Source organism: Corynebacterium stationis, from assembly GCF_001941345.1.
In the GTDB taxonomy this organism is placed as follows: domain Bacteria; phylum Actinomycetota; class Actinomycetes; order Mycobacteriales; family Mycobacteriaceae; genus Corynebacterium; species Corynebacterium stationis.
This window is the reverse complement of the sequence record NZ_CP009251.1, coordinates 766,132-785,437: the sequence shown is the minus strand read 5'-3', so window position 1 is coordinate 785,437 and position 19,306 is coordinate 766,132. Positions and strand designations below refer to the sequence as shown.

At 55.0% G+C, this 19,306-nt stretch carries 23 protein-coding genes; 8 read left to right on the top strand and 15 right to left on the bottom strand.

Going from position 1 to position 19,306, the window contains the following annotated elements; translation table 11 throughout:
* Positions 1-10: 10 nt before the first annotated feature.
* From holA to CSTAT_RS03735, 10 genes are all read right to left on the bottom strand, one after another.
* Complete coding sequence (holA, locus tag CSTAT_RS03780; protein WP_075723786.1) at positions 11-982, bottom strand: DNA polymerase III subunit delta; 972 nt, start codon at positions 980-982, stop codon at positions 11-13.
* 10 nt (positions 983-992) lie between these two features.
* Positions 993-2,600: a ComEC/Rec2 family competence protein gene (locus CSTAT_RS03775; RefSeq protein WP_075722516.1), complete on the bottom strand. Its 1,608-nt coding sequence runs from the start codon at positions 2,598-2,600 to the stop codon at positions 993-995.
* Positions 2,601-2,606: 6 nt separating this feature from the next.
* Positions 2,607-3,275 carry a helix-hairpin-helix domain-containing protein gene (locus CSTAT_RS03770; protein WP_075722515.1) on the bottom strand — a complete coding sequence of 223 codons (669 nt, stop codon included), beginning with the start codon at positions 3,273-3,275 and terminating at the stop codon, positions 2,607-2,609.
* Between the two features lie 64 nt (positions 3,276-3,339).
* The gene (locus CSTAT_RS03765) at positions 3,340-4,011 is read right to left on the bottom strand and encodes an FAD-binding protein (RefSeq protein ID WP_244892897.1); all 672 of its coding nucleotides are present in this window, start codon (positions 4,009-4,011) and stop codon (positions 3,340-3,342) included.
* The gene (locus CSTAT_RS03760) at positions 3,986-4,777 is read right to left on the bottom strand and encodes a DegV family protein (protein ID WP_075722514.1); all 792 of its coding nucleotides are present in this window, start codon (positions 4,775-4,777) and stop codon (positions 3,986-3,988) included. The genes CSTAT_RS03765 and CSTAT_RS03760 overlap by 26 nt, the downstream gene beginning before the upstream one ends.
* On the bottom strand, positions 4,777-5,475 hold the full coding sequence (locus CSTAT_RS03755; RefSeq protein WP_066792787.1) for a histidine phosphatase family protein: 699 nt from the start codon (positions 5,473-5,475) through the stop codon (positions 4,777-4,779). The genes CSTAT_RS03760 and CSTAT_RS03755 overlap by 1 nt, the downstream gene beginning before the upstream one ends.
* An 11-nt stretch (positions 5,476-5,486) precedes the next feature.
* Positions 5,487-5,948, bottom strand: coding sequence for a ribosome silencing factor (gene rsfS / locus CSTAT_RS03750; RefSeq protein ID WP_075722513.1), 462 nt, complete (start codon positions 5,946-5,948; stop codon positions 5,487-5,489).
* Positions 5,949-5,999: 51 nt separating this feature from the next.
* Positions 6,000-6,608: a nicotinate-nucleotide adenylyltransferase gene (nadD, locus tag CSTAT_RS03745; RefSeq protein WP_066792784.1), complete on the bottom strand. Its 609-nt coding sequence runs from the start codon at positions 6,606-6,608 to the stop codon at positions 6,000-6,002.
* A gap of 25 nt (positions 6,609-6,633) precedes the next feature.
* Positions 6,634-6,951: a DUF202 domain-containing protein gene (locus tag CSTAT_RS03740; RefSeq protein WP_075723785.1), complete on the bottom strand. Its 318-nt coding sequence runs from the start codon at positions 6,949-6,951 to the stop codon at positions 6,634-6,636.
* A gap of 5 nt (positions 6,952-6,956) precedes the next feature.
* Complete coding sequence (locus tag CSTAT_RS03735) at positions 6,957-7,298, bottom strand: YidH family protein (RefSeq protein WP_075722512.1); 342 nt, start codon at positions 7,296-7,298, stop codon at positions 6,957-6,959.
* Positions 7,299-7,359: 61 nt separating this feature from the next.
* On the opposite strand from CSTAT_RS03735, the gene CSTAT_RS03730 reads away from it, so the two are divergent.
* A complete protein-coding gene (locus CSTAT_RS03730; protein WP_075722511.1) occupies positions 7,360-8,739 on the top strand; it encodes a GntP family permease in 1,380 nt (459 codons plus the stop codon).
* Here the strand turns inward: CSTAT_RS03730 and CSTAT_RS03725 are convergent.
* Both CSTAT_RS03725 and CSTAT_RS03720 read right to left on the bottom strand, forming a co-directional pair.
* Positions 8,696-9,226: a gluconokinase gene (locus tag CSTAT_RS03725; protein ID WP_075723784.1), complete on the bottom strand. Its 531-nt coding sequence runs from the start codon at positions 9,224-9,226 to the stop codon at positions 8,696-8,698. The two genes, CSTAT_RS03730 and CSTAT_RS03725, sit on opposite strands and share 44 nt — an antisense overlap.
* A 29-nt stretch (positions 9,227-9,255) precedes the next feature.
* Entirely contained in the window at positions 9,256-10,785 is a 1,530-nt protein-coding gene (locus CSTAT_RS03720) for an HNH endonuclease (protein ID WP_244892896.1), read from the bottom strand.
* A 255-nt stretch (positions 10,786-11,040) separates the two neighbouring features.
* On the opposite strand from CSTAT_RS03720, the gene CSTAT_RS03715 reads away from it, so the two are divergent.
* Complete coding sequence (locus tag CSTAT_RS03715) at positions 11,041-12,426, top strand: NAD-dependent succinate-semialdehyde dehydrogenase (protein ID WP_075722509.1); 1,386 nt, start codon at positions 11,041-11,043, stop codon at positions 12,424-12,426.
* Between the two features lie 6 nt (positions 12,427-12,432).
* Here the strand turns inward: CSTAT_RS03715 and CSTAT_RS13440 are convergent, their stop codons facing one another.
* On the bottom strand, positions 12,433-12,600 hold the full coding sequence (locus CSTAT_RS13440; protein WP_156845090.1) for a hypothetical protein: 168 nt from the start codon (positions 12,598-12,600) through the stop codon (positions 12,433-12,435).
* Positions 12,601-12,602: 2 nt separating this feature from the next.
* On the opposite strand from CSTAT_RS13440, the gene CSTAT_RS03710 reads away from it, so the two are divergent.
* Genes CSTAT_RS03710 through CSTAT_RS03700 form a run of 3 tightly spaced genes read left to right on the top strand, consistent with a single transcriptional unit; the run spans position 12,603 to position 15,737 of the window.
* Entirely contained in the window at positions 12,603-14,267 is a 1,665-nt protein-coding gene (locus tag CSTAT_RS03710; protein WP_244892895.1) for an aconitase family protein, read from the top strand.
* Positions 14,218-14,712, top strand: coding sequence for a ribonuclease E activity regulator RraA (rraA, locus tag CSTAT_RS03705; protein ID WP_075722508.1), 495 nt, complete (start codon positions 14,218-14,220; stop codon positions 14,710-14,712). Before CSTAT_RS03710 ends, rraA begins: the two co-directional genes overlap by 50 nt.
* Entirely contained in the window at positions 14,709-15,737 is a 1,029-nt protein-coding gene (locus CSTAT_RS03700) for an AbrB family transcriptional regulator (RefSeq protein ID WP_075722507.1), read from the top strand. The genes rraA and CSTAT_RS03700 overlap by 4 nt, the downstream gene beginning before the upstream one ends.
* Here CSTAT_RS03700 and CSTAT_RS03695 read toward each other — a convergent pair.
* Positions 15,727-16,500 (bottom strand): enoyl-CoA hydratase, encoded by a 774-nt coding sequence (locus CSTAT_RS03695; RefSeq protein WP_088859194.1) that lies wholly within the window; start codon positions 16,498-16,500, stop codon positions 15,727-15,729. The two genes, CSTAT_RS03700 and CSTAT_RS03695, sit on opposite strands and share 11 nt — an antisense overlap.
* Positions 16,501-16,692: 192 nt before the next feature.
* Between CSTAT_RS03695 and CSTAT_RS03690 the strand changes: the two genes are divergently transcribed.
* Positions 16,693-17,952, top strand: a complete 1,260-nt coding sequence (locus CSTAT_RS03690; RefSeq protein ID WP_066792768.1) for an SLC5/6 family protein — start codon at positions 16,693-16,695, stop codon at positions 17,950-17,952.
* A 4-nt stretch (positions 17,953-17,956) separates the two neighbouring features.
* Here CSTAT_RS03690 and CSTAT_RS13435 read toward each other — a convergent pair whose 3' ends face one another.
* On the bottom strand, positions 17,957-18,265 hold the full coding sequence (locus CSTAT_RS13435; protein ID WP_066792766.1) for a hypothetical protein: 309 nt from the start codon (positions 18,263-18,265) through the stop codon (positions 17,957-17,959).
* Positions 18,266-18,340: 75 nt separating this feature from the next.
* Here CSTAT_RS13435 and CSTAT_RS13430 point away from each other — a divergent pair, with 75 nt between their 5' ends.
* Together CSTAT_RS13430 and CSTAT_RS13425 are read left to right on the top strand one after the other, a co-directional pair.
* The gene (locus tag CSTAT_RS13430; RefSeq protein WP_153301059.1) at positions 18,341-18,487 is read left to right on the top strand and encodes a hypothetical protein; all 147 of its coding nucleotides are present in this window, start codon (positions 18,341-18,343) and stop codon (positions 18,485-18,487) included.
* A 349-nt stretch (positions 18,488-18,836) separates the two neighbouring features.
* Entirely contained in the window at positions 18,837-19,187 is a 351-nt protein-coding gene (locus CSTAT_RS13425) for a hypothetical protein (protein ID WP_156845089.1), read from the top strand.
* The last annotated feature ends 119 nt before the right edge of the window (positions 19,188-19,306 follow it).

The following is a 19,306-nucleotide window of genomic DNA, read 5'->3' as shown; positions in this document are numbered from 1 at the left end:
GCCGTCTAGTTTATCGTGCAAGCTGCGCGATCTGCCTAACGGCCGCCTCAACCGCATAGTCCGCACCATCGCGGCCTAAACTTTTGACCTGTCCATCGAGGTCAGAAACAATAATGACGGCCTTGCTGATATTATCGCCCGACCAGCGCCTAGCAATCGGCGCGGTTTTCTCCGCGACATAAGGATGCAGTCCCGACTGTTTTGCCAAAGAGAACTTGTCCCCACGCGCGGTATACAGCCTGGCAATCACGCCGACCTTATTCGCCAGCGCCGCCGCAATGCCCACGGGTTCTGCGCCTAATTGCAGCGCACGACGACACGTAGCGATGGCCTCGCCCGCGCGCCCTGCCACCGCCGCATCAGCGATATCCCAGTTTTCTACTTCAGCAACACCGGCGTAGTACCGCTGGACTGTTTGCCTGGTGACGTTGCCACCGGTATCAGCTACCAGCTGCGAAATCGCTGCCGCGAGCGCTCGCAGATCCGAGCCCACACCTGAGAGCAACGCATCCACAACATCTGGAGTCGGCCGAATCCCGTGCGCTGCGAACTCACGCGTCGCCCAGGGCTTGACCTCATTGTCATAGAGGCTAAAGACCTCATGCACGCGCGCAAGCTTTTGCAGCTTCGCCATCAGCTCCGGCGGCTTCTTGCGGTTCTTGAGGTTCTTCCGCGACGTCGCGAAGTTAATCACCATCGTCATGCCCGGCGCGGGGTCTTTCGCCGCATCGACGATGAGTTTGATCAGCGCCGAGCCAACTCGCTCCGTATCCGCAATGACAATCACGCGGGTCTCCCCAAAGAGCGACGGGCTAGTCGCCTCAATCAACTCCCATTCGGTGACTTCTGCCGCGCGCAGAATCTTCAGCTCCGGCTGTTCCCCGGTTTCTTCTGCCGCCGCTTTTTGGATAGACCTGCGGGCACGCTCTGCCAAAAATTCATCATCGCCCACAATCAGGTGCACCGGTTCCATGCAGACCATCATAGAACACCTAAAATCTCCCGTCCGCAGCGTGCTGGGTTCCATCCGAATACACGGTGACTTCCCCATCGCGGTTCGGAAAGAGCACCGGGATGCCGTCAGGGGTTTGGATTCCCCGGGTGCTCTTTTGTCCTTCACCATCGAGGACCACAATCGCCTGGGTGCCAGCAGGAACGTTATCGATATCTTCTTCACGGTTTACGGTGTGTACTTGTCTAATCTCCAATGGTTGCGGGCGCGGTTGGAAATTAACGCCGAAGATAATGAGCAGCGTGGCGATGACAGCGAAGGTCTTTCGCGGATGTCCATAGACAAGGCCCGCGATAATCCAGCCGTAGGCAAGCAGCACCGCGATGGGTGACGCGGCAATCACGGCGAGTGGAAGCTGCTGCGCGCCGGCCGCGATGTGATAAATCCACCAGGTGCACGGTTCGATGAGTTTCAGCAGAAGGATGGCGGGGGCATCGATAGGCAACTGTGCAAGACCTGCGGCAATGAGCCCCACGATGGTAATCGGCGCGGAGACGGGCGCTACCAGCACATTGACTAGCACAGATACCAGGGACACTTCACCGGCCATCAGCGCCACGATCGGCATGGTGGCAAAGTCAGCGGCAATCGCGACGGCCAGTGCGCGGGATAGGACATCGGGCCAGTTCAATGGTGCAAGCACGCGGTGCATCATGGGAGTCAGCACCACGATAGATGCCGTGGCCGCGCACGAGAGCGCAAAGCCGAAGCTCGCGGCCATATCGCTATCCCACACAATCAGCCCGATGACACCAATACAGAGTGAGTGAATCGGCTCCGCCCGCGAGGAATTTACCACCGCCAACAGGCCAACGACTCCGGCAACGCTCGCGCGCAGGACCGAGGGCTCGGTTCCGACTAAGACCACGAAGCCAAAGAGCGCGAAGCCGGCAGAAATGACCTGCACGCGTGGACCTAATCCGACCCAGCGACACAACAAGAAGAAAGCAGTCAGCACGATTGCAACATTGGCGCCTGATACCGCGGAGAGATGCGAAAGACCGGTATCAATAAACAGTTCTTGCTGCGCGGTATCTTGCAACGACGTATCCCCGAGCACCATGCCTGGAATCAACCCTTGGGAGGCCTCACCAACAGATGCTTGCACTACCTCGCGGAAATTGTCAGAGACGCGTATCGCGATTCCATCGGCTTCAGAGAACTCAACCACCTCTCCATTGCCGATGACGCCGGAAACACTCGGTGATTTGGATTCACTCCAGCGCGCGTTGACCTCCACGATGGAGCCGGTATCGATGCCCTCGGGAAGTTCTTCAACAAAGACAGGATAGGTAGCGCCTTCAGCGTGCAGCCGGATAAGAAAGCCTGACGATGTCTCCGTCGGACTCATCGTCACCCTGCCCATGGATATCTCGTCCGGCGCACGGCGCATACGCACGTGGGTCACTAACATGGACACCAGCCCCAGTGCGGACACTAGAATCGCCTGTCCGAACTGTTTAAATATCACCATCCCAGCCGTGGCAATCAGCAACGCAATTGCTGCTACTGGCAGATATCCGCACAAGACCAAAAGCGCCACTGCCCATACAGTAAGCGCCGAGGGCACCAGACGAAGCTCACGCATGTGTTTCTACACAGTCACAAGCTCGTGGAGCTTTTCAAATTTTGCCGGACCAATGCCGCTGATATCCAAAAGATCTTCGATCGCGGAGAACTTCCCCACGGTATCGCGGTGTGAAACAATCGCCTCTGCAGTTACTTCGCCCACCCCAGGTAGCTGCATTAATTCAGTCGCCGAAGCGGTGTTGAGATTGATCTTTGAGCTATCGCCGCCACCAGATTCGCCGTCTGCTTCGGTACCTGTAGGAGGGGCTTCGCCGATTTTGTGGACGTAGATCTGTTCGCCATCGACAAGCACTTGTGCATGGTTGATGGAAATGATATCCGCATCAGCTGCGAGTCCGGAGACTTCCAAGGCATCCGCGATGCGCGCACCTTGCGGCAGAGTGATGATGCCAGGGCGCTCTACCGCGCCGACGAGTGACACCACCACCTCTTCCGGCAGCGCTTCTTCCGATGCCGCGACGGGCTCGGCCGCTTCGAGGGCTGGGAGCTGATCTGAATCGGGCGGAGATGTAAGCGCCAGCCATAATAAAACGCTGATGATAATTGCCAAGGCGGCGACAATGGCCTGCCATGGCGCGATTTTCAAACGCGGGGTCGGATAGGAAACATCGAGGATAGGTTCTTCACCAGTTGGTGCGGTCAGTTCTGATAAACGGTCACTAATTCGGTTCATGACCTGAGACTAAGACGAAGTCAATACTTCGCGATAGCCCCAGGCTCAAAATCTGTGGATAACTTTAATGACACGTCACCGAAGATGCAGAGTTATCCACAGACGCGTGCTTTGCGACCGCCCAACCGAAGGTCATCGCGGCACCGACCTGCGCCCCCGCGCCCGGATATTCGGAGCCCATAACCGACTGCGCATCGTTGCCCGCGGAGTATAAACCGCTAATTACCGAGCCATCTTCGGCCAGGACCTGACCATGTTCATTGATGCTGATTCCAAAAGACGTCGCCAGTGGCGTGGGAACTACTTTGATTGCGTAGAAGGGTCCTTTTTCAATCGGAGCCAGGTTGGGATTAGGGGTGTTTTCTGGATCCCCAGCGACCTGACCAAAGAGCAGCTCGCCCTTGTGGAAGTCCTCATCCACGCCCGATGCGGCAAAGGAATTGAAGCGTTTTACTTCCGCGCGCAGGCCTTGCGGGTCGACGCCGATATTCTTGGCCAATGCTTCGAGAGTTTTGCCGGAGTGCAGGTAGCCGGAATCGATGTATTTCTTCAGCAGGAACTTCGGCAGATGTGGCATCGTGATCATGCCTAGGCCGTACTTGGCCAGGGTGCGGGCATCAACGATGAGCCAGGCCGGCACCACCTTGTTGTCGTACATCGCGCGCACGAAGCGATGATAAGACACAGATTCATCGACGAAGCGTTTGCCATCAGACTGAGTAGACCGCAGAGACACCAATCGCGCCCGCGCCCACGTGCACCCCGATTACTTCATTGAGCTCAGTCAGGATAAAACTGGAGCCTTCCGGCAGCGCTTGTTCCAGAAGTTCCTGCAGCATCTCTGCTTCTTCTTCCGCATCATTGTGTTGCAAGGCTACAAACACAGGCTTGCCGCCGGCTTCCGATGCCACCAGATCCACCAGCTTGATAAAACCTTTAGTCTGCGTGCGCGTGCGGCCAACGAGCTCCAATTTGCCATCGTTAAGCGCCATAATGGGCTTAGTAGCCAACAGCGCGGTAGAGATCATCGCCGTTGTTGTGGACATTCGTCCGGAACGGCGAATCTCATCGGTGGAGTTCAAATAGACCCAGGTCTTACCACGCGCGAGGGTATCTTCCGCTACTTCGTAGCATTCATCGACATCAGCGCCATCTTTTGCCAGCTTGGCAGCAGCCATCGCCGCCGCCCCCAGCACCATGCCGGCGGTGCCAGATTCAATCACGCGCACCTTATTATCAGGAAATACTCCCGATGCAGTAACCGCTGCCGACCAGGTCGACGATAGTTCTTTGGCCAAGTGCAGCCCGACGATGCCTTCATCGCCACCGCGTTCCATTTGCCGGCCATATTCCGCGGCAATCTCCAGCGCGGACAGTGCTGAAGTCGTAGCTTCCGAATCTTCATGTTCCATCACGTGCAATTGGCACACCGTGATGTCTAATTCTGCGATAATCTCATCGGGCAAGCCTGCGGATGAGTCGGTCACTATTCGAACCGGCATTAAATATCAGCCCCCGCGCCACCAATAACGTGGGCGCCCATATTCCAGCCGTCAAAATACCAGTTGGCGTTTTCAACGTTGTCAGAGTTAAAGCGCACTGGCGCATTAGGATGCTGCGGATCAAAAGATGGCCGGGCGGTAAGCTGCGCCCAATGTGTGTTCTTCAGACCAGAAAGCATCTGATACTGCTGACTGTGCAATGCGATTAGATTGCAGGTCAACGCCGAAATCGCACCACCATGCGCTACGACTAAGACGGTATGCCCGTCCCAATCAACATATTCACGCATCAAATCATCAATGGCTGGACGCGCGCGTTCGGCCACCTCAACGCGTGATTCCCCGCCCGGTGGCGCCCAAGTGGGGTCATGGCGCCAGATGGCGCGCGCACCTGGAAATTGCTCATCGACCTCAGCAGAAGTCATGCCTTGCCACTTACCCAAATGGGTTTCGCGAAGGCGCGCATCCACTTCCACGTCGACGCCTAATTGCTTGCCGACGAGCTCCGCCGTCACCCTAGCCCGCGACAAATCGGAGGCAAGAATGCGCGTGATTCCTTGATTTTTCAGCAGTCGCCCGGCAGCTTCAGCCTGCTTCTCACCTTCATTGGACAGCGCTGTATCCAAGTGGCCCTGCATTCGACCGGTGGCGTTGTAAACAGTCTGACCATGCCTGATCAGGATTAGACGGCGACCCATGAAAAATTAGCCTAGTACTCTTCGTCTTCTTCCGGCTCTTTTTCAGCCAGAGGAATGTCATCGATTGACTGGGCATCGCGGATATTATCCCACGTACCCGGACGCGTTGCCGGTTCAATGCCTTCAATCTCAATGAGCGGGCAGTCATGGTAGAGACGGTCCAGTCCGTAGTACTCGCGTTCCTGCTCGCGCTGAACATGAACAATGGTAAAGCCGTAATCCAGCAATACCCAGCGGTTTTCCCGCACGCCTTCGCGACGCTTCGGCTCGAAACCTTCGGCCGTCAAAGCATCTTCTACCTCTTCAACAATGGAACGCACCTGGCGCTCATTGTCTGCAGACGCGATGACGAAAAGTTCCGTGATAGCCAAAACGTCAGAGACATCAAAAACAGCGATGTTGCTGGCGGACTTTTCATCAGCAGCATGCGCTGCCAACTCCGCCATCCGGCGGGCTGCGTCAGTAATACTCACAAATATCCTTTACTTTTCGATATGTATAGCAGGTAATAACTTTACAGCGATCTACAGCGCTTTACCTTCATTTGGGCTATACAGGTGATTTTTCGCAATATACTGCACTACCCCGTCCGGCACCAAGTACCACACTGGTTCCCCACCCCGGGCACGTTCACGGCAATCCGTCGAGGAAATAGCCATCGCGGGGATATCAATCAGCTCAATATTATCGCGCTGACCTTCCGGCACCATGTCGCGCGTCAACGGATAGCCAGGGCGGGTCACACCAACAAAGTGCGCCATATCCAGCATCTCTTCCCAATCGCGCCACGACATAATCGAAGCTAGCGCATCCGCCCCAGTAATAAAGTACAACTCTGCCTCTGGGTAAAACTCGCGGATATCGCGCAGCGTATCGATGGTATATGTCGGCCCCACGCGGTCAATATCCACCCTTGATACCGTGAACCGGGGGTTGGAGGCCGTTGCCACCATCGTCATCAAATAGCGATGCTCCGCATCCGTGACATCACGGTCTGCCTTTTGCCACGGCTGCCCCGTGGGCACGAAGATGACCTTATCCAAGTCAAAGCGATATGCAGCCTCACTGGCTGCCACCAAGTGGCCGTGGTGGATCGGGTCGAAGGTTCCACCCATGATGCCGATTTTATTCATAGTCCCTAACCTTAACTGTGCTGCTTTAGATCAGCCTCATCGCCAAGACGACAAGAGCCAAAAGAGCCACTGCCGCAGACATGACGATGACAGATGTCGCCTGAGGTTTAACTTTTTCCTGCACCAGTCCATCATTAGTGCGCCGATAACGCCCAGATTGGCGCACCGCAATATTTAGCGCTGCAATTCCGGCGATAACCGTGATCACAATAAAGGCTGCATCATGGATTGATGCTGACACACGCATGCTTAACCCCGCGACCACCAGGAATGAGACCAACGTACGTGTCCAGGCCATAACGGTGCGCTCTGGTTGCAAACCTGGATCGGGGTGCCGCATCATATTTTTCACAGCAAAATCACCACAAGACCAAAGACGCAGCCTATCGCCGCCGCAGCCGACAAAACTGGCACTAGCCTTGGAGCAGGCATCGGCTTGCCGGTTCGCATGGCGCGCTCAACCTTGGCCCATCGAAAAGCTGCTCCAACAGCTACTAATGCTGCGGTAACAATCACCACGAATGAAACTGTCGAGTTAATCCAGGCAGGTACGCCTTCGATATTAAAAATCTCAATCGCGATACCACCAGCTAGAAAGGCCAAAGACGACCGGATCCACGCCAAAAATGTGCGCTCATTCGCCAAGGTGAAGCGTGGATCTGGGTCTTTGCCTTCCTCCCAAAATTTCATATTCTAATGCTACAACGCTCACGGTGTATTCTCAGGGAAACATTTAGATAAGGAGAACTATATGGAGACCTGGGAACCCACCATGTCCGCAGGACCCCTGCTCGGAATCGCGCTAGCAGCCATCGTGCTGATTTTGTTACTTGTCATCAAGTTCCGAATCCACGCATTTGTCACGCTCATCATCGTCTCGGCGCTTACAGCTATCGCTGCAGGCATCCCCATCGCCGGTGTTGTGCCCACCATGATTGATGGCTTTGGCTCAACCATCGCCTCAGTTGCTTTGCTCGTGGGCCTTGGCGCCATGATCGGCAGACTGGTTGAAGCTTCCGGCGGTGCACAATCGCTCGCCGATGCCCTCGTCAACGCCTTCGGCGCCAAACGCGCCCCGCTCGCACTGGGTATCGCGTCTTTGATCATGGGTTTTCCAATCTTCTTCGACGCCGGGCTCATCGTCATGCTCCCGGTCATCTTCGCGGTCGCGCGACGCCTCGATGGACCAGTCCTTGCCTACGGCATGCCCGCTGCCGGTGCATTCTCAGTCATGCACGTATTTTTGCCGCCGCACCCAGGACCTGTTGCCGCTGCTGAATTCTTCAGCGCTGATATCGGCTACATCCTCGGCCTAGGGCTCATCGTTGCGCTACCAACCTGGTACGTCTCCGGCTACTTATGGGGTCTCTTCCTCGGTAAGAAATTCACCTTCAAAGTCAGCGATGCCCTGCTCGGTGAGCAAAGCGACCACGACCCCGCGACCGCTGCCTCGCCGCTGAAGGTCATCAGCGTCATGATGCTGCCGATGCTGCTCATCTTCTGCAACACCGGTGTCAACACTCTTTCGGTTGCTGGCACGATCGATGCCACAGACACCTTTGCAGAAATCCTCACCTTCATCGGTCAAACCCCGATCGCTTTGCTTCTGACTTTGATCATCGCCATGGCGGTGCTTGGCCCGAAGGATCGCGAAAACATCGAAAAGCTCATGGATGGCGCTTTGGGCCCAATCTGTTCCGTCATCCTGATTACTGGTGCCGGCGGCATGTTCGGTGGTGTCCTTCGCACCTCCGGTATCGGCGATGCGCTTGCTGATTCCATGTCAGACCTTGGCATCCCCGTCATCTTCGCGGCATACCTCGTCGCTGCAGCCCTGCGCGTGGCACAAGGCTCCGCAACGGTTGCATTGACCACCGCTGCTGCACTCATGGCCCCAGCCGTTGAAGCCGCTAACATGAACGAGATTCAGCTCGCGCTGTTGGTTCTGGCCACTGCCGCCGGTTCCGTATTCTCCTCCCTAGTCAACGACTCCGGTTTCTGGCTGGTCGGCCGACTCATGGGCATGGATGTCTCCACAACCTTGCGCACTTGGACCTTAAACCAGGTCTTTATTTCCGTAATCGGTTTTATCGTCGTCCTGATTCTGTGGGCGATCCTGCCAAGTAGTTAGCAGCGGCTTGCACAACCTCTTCCTTTGAAGGCGCAATATCAATCACAACGCCTTTTTCATCCGGCTCCAGCTGCTCCAAAGTTTCAAACTGAGACTTCAGCAGCGACGCCGGCATGAAGTGGCCGGTGCGCACTTTCATACGTTCGCTGAGCAGCTCAAAGTCTCCCGCCAGATGTACGAATACTGCCTCCGGGCAGTAGCTGCGGATTAGATCGCGGTAGGAGCGCTTCAATGCACTGCACCCAATCATCAAACCATCCGAGGCTGCGAGTTCCTCACCAATATTTTTCAACCACGGCGCCCTGTCTTCATCATTAAGCGGGGTGCCTGATTCCATTTTGTCGATATTTGATTGCGGATGCATATCATCACCGTCTTTATAAGGCAGGCCCACCAAAGGGCTCAACTTTTCTCCCACGGAAGATTTTCCGGAACCCGAAACTCCCATGAGAACGACGTAGCGCGATACTAAAGACCGTTGATTCATGTTCTCCATTATCCACCTTTACGTATTTCTTAGAACGGTGGGTCTTCCGGATTCTGCGGAACCTTCACCAATTCTTCTTCGGCCTCGTCGTTTTCGCCTCTCTCCTCGTTTTCTTTTTCCTTGAGAATCTTTAAGGCCAACTCGTGAGCCATCGCTTCGGCTTCTTCTAGAATCTTGCGCTCATTTTCTTGGCGTTCATGCTCGACAATCTTCTTATGAACACGAACCCATGGCGCCACTTCATCGGCAGCTTCAAAATCAAGACCCAACCTTTGCGCCGCTTCCAAAATTAGAAAGACGTTAAGGTGACCAGGAAGTGGAATCTCACCAGAGAACTCCCCTTGCCCCAGCATCGCGCGCAGTAGTTTGATGTCATCTACCCACAGCTCATCGATGATGTCTCGTTGTTCTTGTTCCAGTTGGTCTTGCTTGGCGCGTTCGCGGTAGTAGTCATCAATTTCATCGGCAAGCTCATGCGCCTTTTCTTGCGCATTTTGACGGCGTTTTACCAACTTCTGGCCATAGGTTTGCATCCACCGCTTGGAGCCCTGTCCGATTGGACCTTCCTCCGCGGTATCAGAAACCCAGGTACCGTCTTCGAAAAGCCAGTAGATGACATCGGAGATAGGGTCCACGATGTACATTGCGCGGGTATCGGTTTTGACGTTGTGATGATGCTGGCAGAGTGCGAATAGATTCGAAGGCGACGTGGGACCACCTTCGTCGAAATTGTGGCGATGGTCGAGCTGGCAATTTTGCGCTGGAACACTACAGCCTGGCCAACGACACGTCCCGTCGCGTCCTTCCACGAAAGCGCGTATCGCATCGGTGGGTTTGTAGCTGGCGGTTTCTGCATTCGCTACCTCATCGGCATCGATAACGGTAGCGCCTTCGCGCAGCCGCTCGACGGTCTCAGGGCCCACCCACCCGAAGCCTTGGAGATAAGCGGGTGCTCCTTCAATACCTTTCGGAGAAAAGAGCACCAGCTTAGTTTCAGCTTTTCTACTTTCATATTCGCCGGTTAATACCTGCAACATAGCCTCCGCACGAGAAACCCCCAGCGCATCTGCGGTGGCTTTCATGCAGTCTTCGGCTTTTTGAATATCTTCGTGTGGAGCTTCCACAGCTAACGACGAAGAGTTCGCGGTCAACTTTGTCTTAACCATTCTGCGCTGCGGCCGCGGGTCCGTTACCGGTACGCGGTCATCGTATTCATGAACCATCTCCCGTACGCGCCGACCGATGCGGTTGGAAGATGGAAGGTGTTGATTTACAACTCGTGGTGTTAGAAACTCGGCGATTTTCTCGTCGAGTTCTTCAATTACTTCGGAATCGGGATGTGGTCCTAGTTTTGATAATGCTGCATCGATGGCGATGATGCGTGGAAAATCTAAATGCCAATGGTCTTGGAGCACGGCATGCAGCTTGGGAAGCTCAAAGATAACTCGTTGTAATGCGAGGAAAATCTGCCCCACCTTATGAGCACTTTGTCCATAATGACGGGCGCACTCTTCACTTGTCAAATCGAAATCTTCTTCGAACGCAGGAATTAACTGCATCCAGGCGTTAAATTCTGCACAACGGGCTGTGGAATAAAGTCTGGCTAACGGTTTATTAGGGTTATTAACTGCATAGAAGGGGCGGCTCATTACACTCTCACTTGTATCGAACTCATTTTCTATCACCATAATAAACACAACCGACACCACCCCGCCAGTCGAACAAAGTAACGAATTGGCAACGTTTTGAGTTCTTGCGGCACGCCACCGTTTGCTTTGGCACAATGGGCTCTAACAGGCGATGCGAAGGAGTGTTTGGCCGTGACTTATAGAGTGCAAACCCCAACTACTGATGAAGCGATTGAAACCTTCCCAACTGCAACTACTGAAGAAATTGAAAATACCGTAATCACCGCTGATGAGGCGTCGAAGTCGTGGGGGCAGGCGGGCATCGAAAAGCGTGCGGCGATGGTGGCGAAGGCAGCAGATCTTTTCGATGCCAGGAAGCGCGACCTCGCAGAAATCATCGCCGAGGAAATGGGAAAGCCGCTGGTAGAAGGCATCGAAGAGGCCGAGTTTGCGGCGGAAATTTTCAAATACTACGCGGATAACGGGCCTAATTTTGCTGCTGACCAGGAAATTCCGACGAATTCTGCGGGCAGGGCGATGATTCATCGCTTGCCCATTGGCGCACTGTTGGGTGTGATGCCGTGGAATTTCCCGTATTACCAAGTTGCACGGTTTGCTGCACCGAACCTCATGCTGGGCAATACGATCATTTTGAAGCATGCGGAGATCTGCCCGCGGTCGGCGCTGGCAATTTCGCAGATTTTAAGCGATGCGGGTCTACCGCAAGGGGTTTATAACAACGTCTTCGCTTCACATGATCAGATTGCGGACATGATTGCTAACCCTCGCATCCAGGGTGTTTCTCTGACGGGCTCTGAACGCGCAGGGGCGATTATCGGTGCGCAGGCGGGAAAGAATCTCAAGAAGGCAGTATTAGAGTTGGGAGGTTCGGATCCGTATATCGTGCTCGACACGAAAGACGTGCAGGCTGCGGCGCGATTGGCGTGGGAAACTCGCATGTACAACACGGGCCAGGCGTGTAATTCCAATAAGCGGCTTATCGTCATGGCTGATGTTTACGATGAATTCGTGGCGGAATTGGTTGAGATTGCCCAGCAGATGAAGCCCGTGGATCCGCAGGAAATGGATGGGACGGACACACATGTTTATGGTCCGTTGTCGTCGCGTGCTGCAGCAGAGCGACTGGATGAGCAATTGAGAATTGCACTACAAGAAGGCGCGACGTTGCATGCAGGTGGGGCTCTCGCAGACGATACGGCGTACTTCTCCCCCGCTGTCGTCACGGGGATTCCGCGTGACTCGGATTCTTTTTATGAGGAATTCTTTGGACCAGTCGCTGCCGTATACAAAGTTGAAAGCGATGAAGAGGCGCTCGAGCTGGCGAATGATTGCCACTTTGGTTTGGGCGGGGCGGTATTTTCTGAAGATTCGGAGCGCGCCGAAGCCATCGCAAAGCGACTGGCGGTCGGGATGGCAAATGTAAACACGCCCGCAGGCGAGGGCGCTGAGCTACCTTTCGGTGGCGTCAAACGCTCTGGCTTCGGGCGTGAGTTGGGTCCGTTAGCGATGGATGAGTTCGTCAATAAGCAGATGTACTTTGTTGCGAACTAGCAAGAACTAAACGTTAGCCATTTCTTCTTTCTCGCGCTTCGCGTCGGCGCGCTTGTTCTGGAAGCGGCGCACGAACGCTGCGACCAGGACAAGGCCCATCAGCGAGTACATACCAATCGCGATTGGGGAGCCAACCAGGATGGAGTATTGTTGGCGACCGCGCAGTTGTGGCAAACATGGCTCCTGAGTTTGGTGCGACCACCGCGTACTTCCCTGTCGATGAAGCCGGCATGGACTATCTTGCGATGACCGGCCGCAGCGCCGAGCACATCGATTTCGTGCGCTCCTATTACAAGGAAGCTGACTTGTGGTTCGATCCGCAGGCAAACCCTACCTTCAACCAGACCTTAGAGTTGGATCTCGCCACGGTCTTTCCGTCTGCCGCCGGTCCACGTCGCCCGCAGGACTTGCAAGGAATCAATACGCTTGCCGAAGTAATGGCAGAAACCGAGCCTGAGTCACCTGCCTTCCCGTTGGCCATTGCATCTATCACCAGCTGCACCAACACCACCGACCCACGCCTATTAATTACCGCAGGACTTCTTGCTCGCAATGCACGGGCAAGAGGATTGACTCCACCGAAGTGGGTCAAGACCTCGCTGGCACCGGGCTCCCCTGCCGCGGCAAGCTATCTCGAGCGCGGCGGGCTATTGGAAGATCTGTCTGCGATTGGTTTCGACATCGTCGGCTTTGGTTGCACCACCTGTATCGGCAACTCAGGCCCGTTGACTTCTGAGATTTCCCAGCAAGAAGGCACGCCCGTGGCAGTGCTGTCCGGCAATCGCAACTTCCCCGGCCGCGTGCACCCCGATTTGGATTATGGCTTCCTCATGTCCCCACCATCGGTCATCGCTTTCGCCCTTGCAGGAAGGGCGGATATTGATATCTCGTCCGAGCCTCTGGGCACAGACCACGATGGCAATCCGGTCTATCTGCACGAGATTTGGCCCAGCCCGCACGATATTGATGAAACTTTCACCACGGCCATGGCGCCAGATGATTTCGGGACCGATTTCTACGAGGCATCCAACAACAAACTTTGGCATGAAATTGATGCTCCTGATGGCCCGCTGTTTCCGTGGGATGAGAAGTCCACGATTTTGCGCCCGCCGCCTTTCGCGGACTTGGACCAACAGTCGCTATTGGGCACCTATGACGCGTATCCGCTGCTAGTGCTTGGCGATGACATCACCACCGACCACATCTCGCCTGCCAGCGCGATTCCGAAAGACTCCTTCGTCGCAGACTTCCTCGTCGAGCGCGGCGAGGACCGCGACGATCTGAATGTTTTTGCCTCCCGTCGGGGCAACTGGGAGGTCATGGCACGCGCTGCCTTCTATTCGCGCGCTGTGAAGAACGCTTTGACGGATGCCCCTGGTGTCGCGATGACCGTACATAGTCCGAGTGGCGATCTCATGCGGGTGTGGGATGCCGCCGGGCGCTACGCGGAGGAAAACCAGCCGGTGGTCGTGGTCGCAGGAGACCGCTACGGCATGGGTTCTTCACGCGACTGGGCCGCAAAAGTCCAGCGCTTGCTGGGGGTTCGTGCTGTGTTGGCCACCAGCTATGAACGCATTCACCGCTCAAACCTCATTGGCATGGGCATTTTGCCGCTGGAGATTCCCCGCGACTTCGTGGACCTAGAACCGGGTGACAGCATCCGCGTCGAAGCTGTCGAGGTCAGCCCGCGGTGCCAGGTCCCGGTCACCGTCACCAAGGTTGATGGCTCGACGGTGAATTACCAGGCCACGGCGGCCGTCGAAACAGGCAACGAAGCACAATTGCTTGTCGATGGCGGCGTCATCCCTTCCATTCTTTCCCTCACAACAAGAAAGCGATAACTATGATGAACTGGGCGAAAAGGTCGATTCTCTCCCATTGAACTTCGAAAACCTCGGCCGCACTGAGCATTTCTCTGGCCCAGCTGAGACCGTGCGCGTCGATGAGGATAACCAGCTGCTCAAAGAACTGATGAAACAGCCTGGTAAAGGTCGCGTCCTGGTGGTTGATGGTCAAGAGAAAATCACCTGCGCGCTGATGGGCGGCAACATGGCGAAGATGTTTCAGGAAAGCGGCTGGGCTGGCGTAGTCATCGTCGGCGCGATTCGCGACCGGGCGGAGCTAGCAGAAATCGACCTGGGTGTGCTGGCGATGGGCTCGAACCCGAAGCGCAGTAAGAAAGAGCGCACCGGGGAGGTCGGGGTTACACTAGACATTTCGGGTATTAAAGTAACCCCCGGTGCCATGGTTTATGCCGATTCGGATGGAGTGTTGATAGAGCGATGAGAAGTACATTGACGTGGATTTTCGTTGTACCCGCGTCAATTGCTCTAGGTCTGCTCTTTGATTACTTCAACGTTGCCGCGGCGTGGATTCTTGCAGGGATCATCGTTGCCGGCGGCATGGCATTGGTACACCGTGAAGAGCTGGTTCTTAACTCCCACGTAGAAAAAGCTGGTCGCGGCGTTATCGGTGTCTTGGCGGGGCTTCCCTTAGTCGGTATCGGCATTGGTGAAGTTACCCCCTATGTCCTGCCGGGGCTGGCGGTTTCCATCATCACCGTGGCGCTCGGCATGAGCGCTGGCGTGGTCCTGGCAAAAAGCGTGAAAGAGATTTCTCCACAAACCGGAATCCTGTGCATGCTCCCCGGCGGTTCATCAACACTGCCGGTGATCGCCAGGGAAACCGGCGCCGATTTTCGTCTCGTGGCGCTCTCTCAATATCTGCGCTTGCTCATTGTTTCGCTCTCGCTGCCACTGGTGACATCTATTTTTAATGTCACCGCCACTGGTGCCGCAGAAGAGACTGGCACCTGGTGGGGTGCCCTATTGTTGGTAGTCTTTGCGTTGGTGGGACCGTACATCGGTAAGCTCTTGCACTTTCCTGCACCCCACATCTTCGCACCGCTGCTGCTGACCGTTGTGGCTGGCCAATTCATCCCAGATGCGCTGGTCATGCCTAATTTCGTGGCGGTCATTGCGTTTTTGATCATCGGCTGGTTCTGCGGCGGCGGACTATCAGTGCAGGTGCTGAAGATTTTTACCCGTCAGCTGCCGATGACCTTGCTGTTTATCATCATTACCATCGCAACCTGCGCCGCTACTGCCCTGCTGTTGAGCTGGTGGATGGACGTCACCTATTTCGATGCCTATCTGGCCACCAGCCCGGGTGGCCTAGAAACCGTCCTCGCGCTCGCGCATGAGGGTGGCTCCGGGCCTGCGGTCGTTAGCGTGCAGCTCATCAGGTTGCTGACGCTGCTGGGGCTCGCTGGCTACCTGTCCACGATTATCCGGTGGATTATTAGGAATTAGTGAAATCGGCATCGCGCTTTTCAGAAAAAGCTGCCATGCCTTCCTTCTGATCCTGCGAAGAAAATAGCGCGTGAAAACCACGGCGCTCAAACAGTAGTCCCTGGGACAACGTAGTTTCAAAAGCGGTGTTGACTTGCTCTTTAATCATTGAGGTTGCAACCTGCGACTTGGAAGCAATGGTTTGGGCAGTCTCAAGTGCTTTGTCTAAAAGCTCCTCTGGTTCCACAATGTGCGCAACTAGGCCGCTGCGCTCTGCTTCTTCAGCATCCATCATGCGGCCGGTCAGGCACATTTCCATGGCTTTGGCCTTGCCCACCGCGCGGGTAAGACGCTGGGAGCCACCGATACCAGGGCTGATGCCGAGGTTGACTTCCGGCTGACCGAACTTGGCCTTGCTTCCTGCGATGATAAAATCGCACATCATCGCAACCTCACAGCCCCCACCGAGTGCGTAGCCATTGACCGCCGCAATAATCGGTGTGCGCACAGCCATGAACTGCTCCCAATCAGCGAACCAGTTAGCTTTGTACATATCAACACCCGACAGCGGCGCCATCTCCTTGATGTCAGCGCCGGCAGCAAAGGCTTTCTCCGAACCGGTGAGAACAATCGCGCCAATGTTTTCGTCCTCATCGAAAGCACGCGCGGCCTGGATAACCTCAGCCTGCATCTCCTTATTAAGAGCATTGAGTGCCTTCGGTCGGTTGAGGGTAATCAGACCAACCTTGTCGCGAGTTTCTACGGTGATGCTGTTGTATTCCACAATTTTTCTCCTTGTCTAGCAATCTGCACCCCAGGCTAGAACGCATGTGGGCAACAATGCCAAGTTTTCGACAAATCCCAAGTTTCCCATAACGTGATTTCTACCATATAGTGGATTGGTCGGTGGGATAAAACATATCATCACTGAGGATAATTTTGGGTTAGTTGCACAACAACAAGGAGCATTCATTAGATGTCTGTTACGCAGGCTATTCAAGAGCCCGAAACTAAAGGCGCAGTGAATCGGTCCTGGACCATCACGCTTTTCGGCACCGCAGTCGGTGCCGGTATCTTGTTTTTGCCTATTTCTGCCGGAAGCTTCGGTTTCTGGCCGTTGCTCATCGCTACGGTGCTCATTGGTCCGATGACCTATTTAGCGCACCTCGCGTTTTCGTGGATGATGAGCTCGTCTCGTCTCCAGGGCGAGGACGTGTTGGTGATTCTCACGGACTACTTTGGCAAGAACGCCGGTATTGTTATCGCGATCATTTACTGGTTTACGTTCTTCCCCGTGGTTTTGATTTACGGTGTAAGCATTGTCAACACCGTGGACAGTTTCGTGGTCAATCAGCTTGATGGCCCGTCTCTCTCCCGCTGGTTCCTGGCCCCAGTGCTGGTTGGTTTGATGACGCTGGCGCTGGCTTTTGGTGACAAGATCATGTTGCTTGTCGCGCAGTTTGTGGTTTACCCACTGATTATCGCGTTGGCTGCTGTCTCCCTTTACCTGATTCCGCAGTGGGATATCGCATCTTTTATGGAGGCAGGCCCAAAGGATGCCGGCGGAATGGTCAGCGCCATGATCCTGATTTTGCCGGTTCTGGTTTTTGCGTTCTCCTTTGTTGCTGCGATTTCGCAGTTCGTGCTCGATATGGAAAATGAGTACGGCGCTAACCACAGTAAGCAGACCGCCAAGGTCATCCGCAGCTCCGTTGTGTTGCTAACCGTGTTCACCATGTTCTTCGTCTGGTCCAGCGCACTAGCCATGGGCGCGGACGGCATGGATACCGCTAATGAGCAGAACCTGCCTGTGCTGTCTTATTTCGCAAACGTCACCGGCGCCCCGTTCATGGCTTACATGGCACCCATCGTGGTGATTTGCGCGATTGCATCCTCCTACTTCGGTCACTCCTTGGGCACGGTGGAAGGTACCCGCTACCTGGTTGGACTGGTGTTCCCGTCCGCCAAGAAGATTTCTAACCGCAAGATGGACTTGTGGGTTTACCTGTTCATCTTTGTTGTCACTTCCATCGTGGCCGTGTTCAATCCATCCATCTTGGACATGATTTCTGTGGTCGGCGGAGTCTTCTTCGCGCTGATGACTTACTTGTTGCCAATGTTCGCGATTTACAAGGTTGATGCACTACAGAAGTTCCGCAGCCGCAAGACCAACTACTTTGTCATGGTGATGGGTGTGCTGGTTCTTCTCGCAACTGTCTGGGACATGGTTTCTTAAGTGCTTAAATGGGCGGAATGACTGACAAGAGCAAGCCCCTCTCATCCTCGCGATTACGGCCTGCCCCGCCTGAATCGTCCACACCTACATGGCGGTAGAAAACCTTGAAGCTGCCGCCGCGTAGCTGGGTTATGACATCAAGATTCAAACCCACGGCTCCATCGGCGTCGAAGGACACTTCACCGCCGAATACATCAAAAATGCTGACGCGATTGTCATCGGCAAGCCGCTTGTTGCAACCGGTGTTGGTGAGGCCATCAAGTCCCCGAAAGAGCTCATCTCCAAGGCACTCAACGCCGCGACGTTTACCCAAGCCGCTTACCAGGAAGATGCCGACGCGGAGGAAACCTCCACTCCTGGTATTGGAATCACACTGTACACAGCGCTGATGAACGGTGTTTCCCACATGATTCCGTTCGCGGTCACCGGTGGTCTTCTTCTCGCACTATTGCTTTCTATCGGCGTCGTTCCGTCCGCTGAGATCTTGGGCACCTCGGAGGATTCCCCCGTGGCTTTTCATCTCCAAAATCGGTGATCTAGCGTTTTCTCTGAAGGTTCCGGTGCTTTCCGGCTATATTGCGGTTGGTATCGCGGACTGCCCTAGTCTCGCGCCTGGTCTGATTACTGGTCTTATCGCCGTCAATAGCGATCCTTATGGCCTGAAGCTAATGCTGGTTTCATACGCGGTGTTGTCACCGGCATTTTGTCCGAATACCTCGCGCTCGGAATTAAGAAGCTTCCAGTGCATAAGTTCGTCGCCCCGAATTGGCCATTTATTAGCATCGCGATCATTACTACCGTGGTAGTTGGCCTGCTGTTTATCTATCTCACTGGCGTTCCTATTGCATCGCTTTTCGATGCCCTCACGGTCGCCCTCTCCAGGGATGCAAGGCACCTCCACCTTCTTGTTGGGCGCAATGGTCGCTTTCGGTATGGGGGGACCTCTCAATAAGACGGTGTTGCTCTTCGGTGGTGGGCACATCACTGCTGGTAATCCGCTTCCAATGGGTGTGGTTGCCACCGCGATTGCCGTCCCACCGATTGCTGTGGCAGTAGCAACCGTGCTGCGCCATGCTCGGTTTAGCAAGACGGAAAATGATTCCGGTATCGCGGTCAATGCTCTACTCATTATTGTGTTGGTGAGGCTTTCCAAAAAGAATGACCAAGTAGGACAAGAGGAAAAGCGGGGAAGTTACAGCGACAGGCTCCGCAGTAGCGACGAAGACTCGAACTGACACGGCACTCATCGCCAAAGACATCGTTCTTTTAGATGCGGAATACCGGTCCCATAATGAAGCAAGAATCCCGTGATAGATTGTATGGGGACGAGACCCCGCCGATGCGGTGAATACGA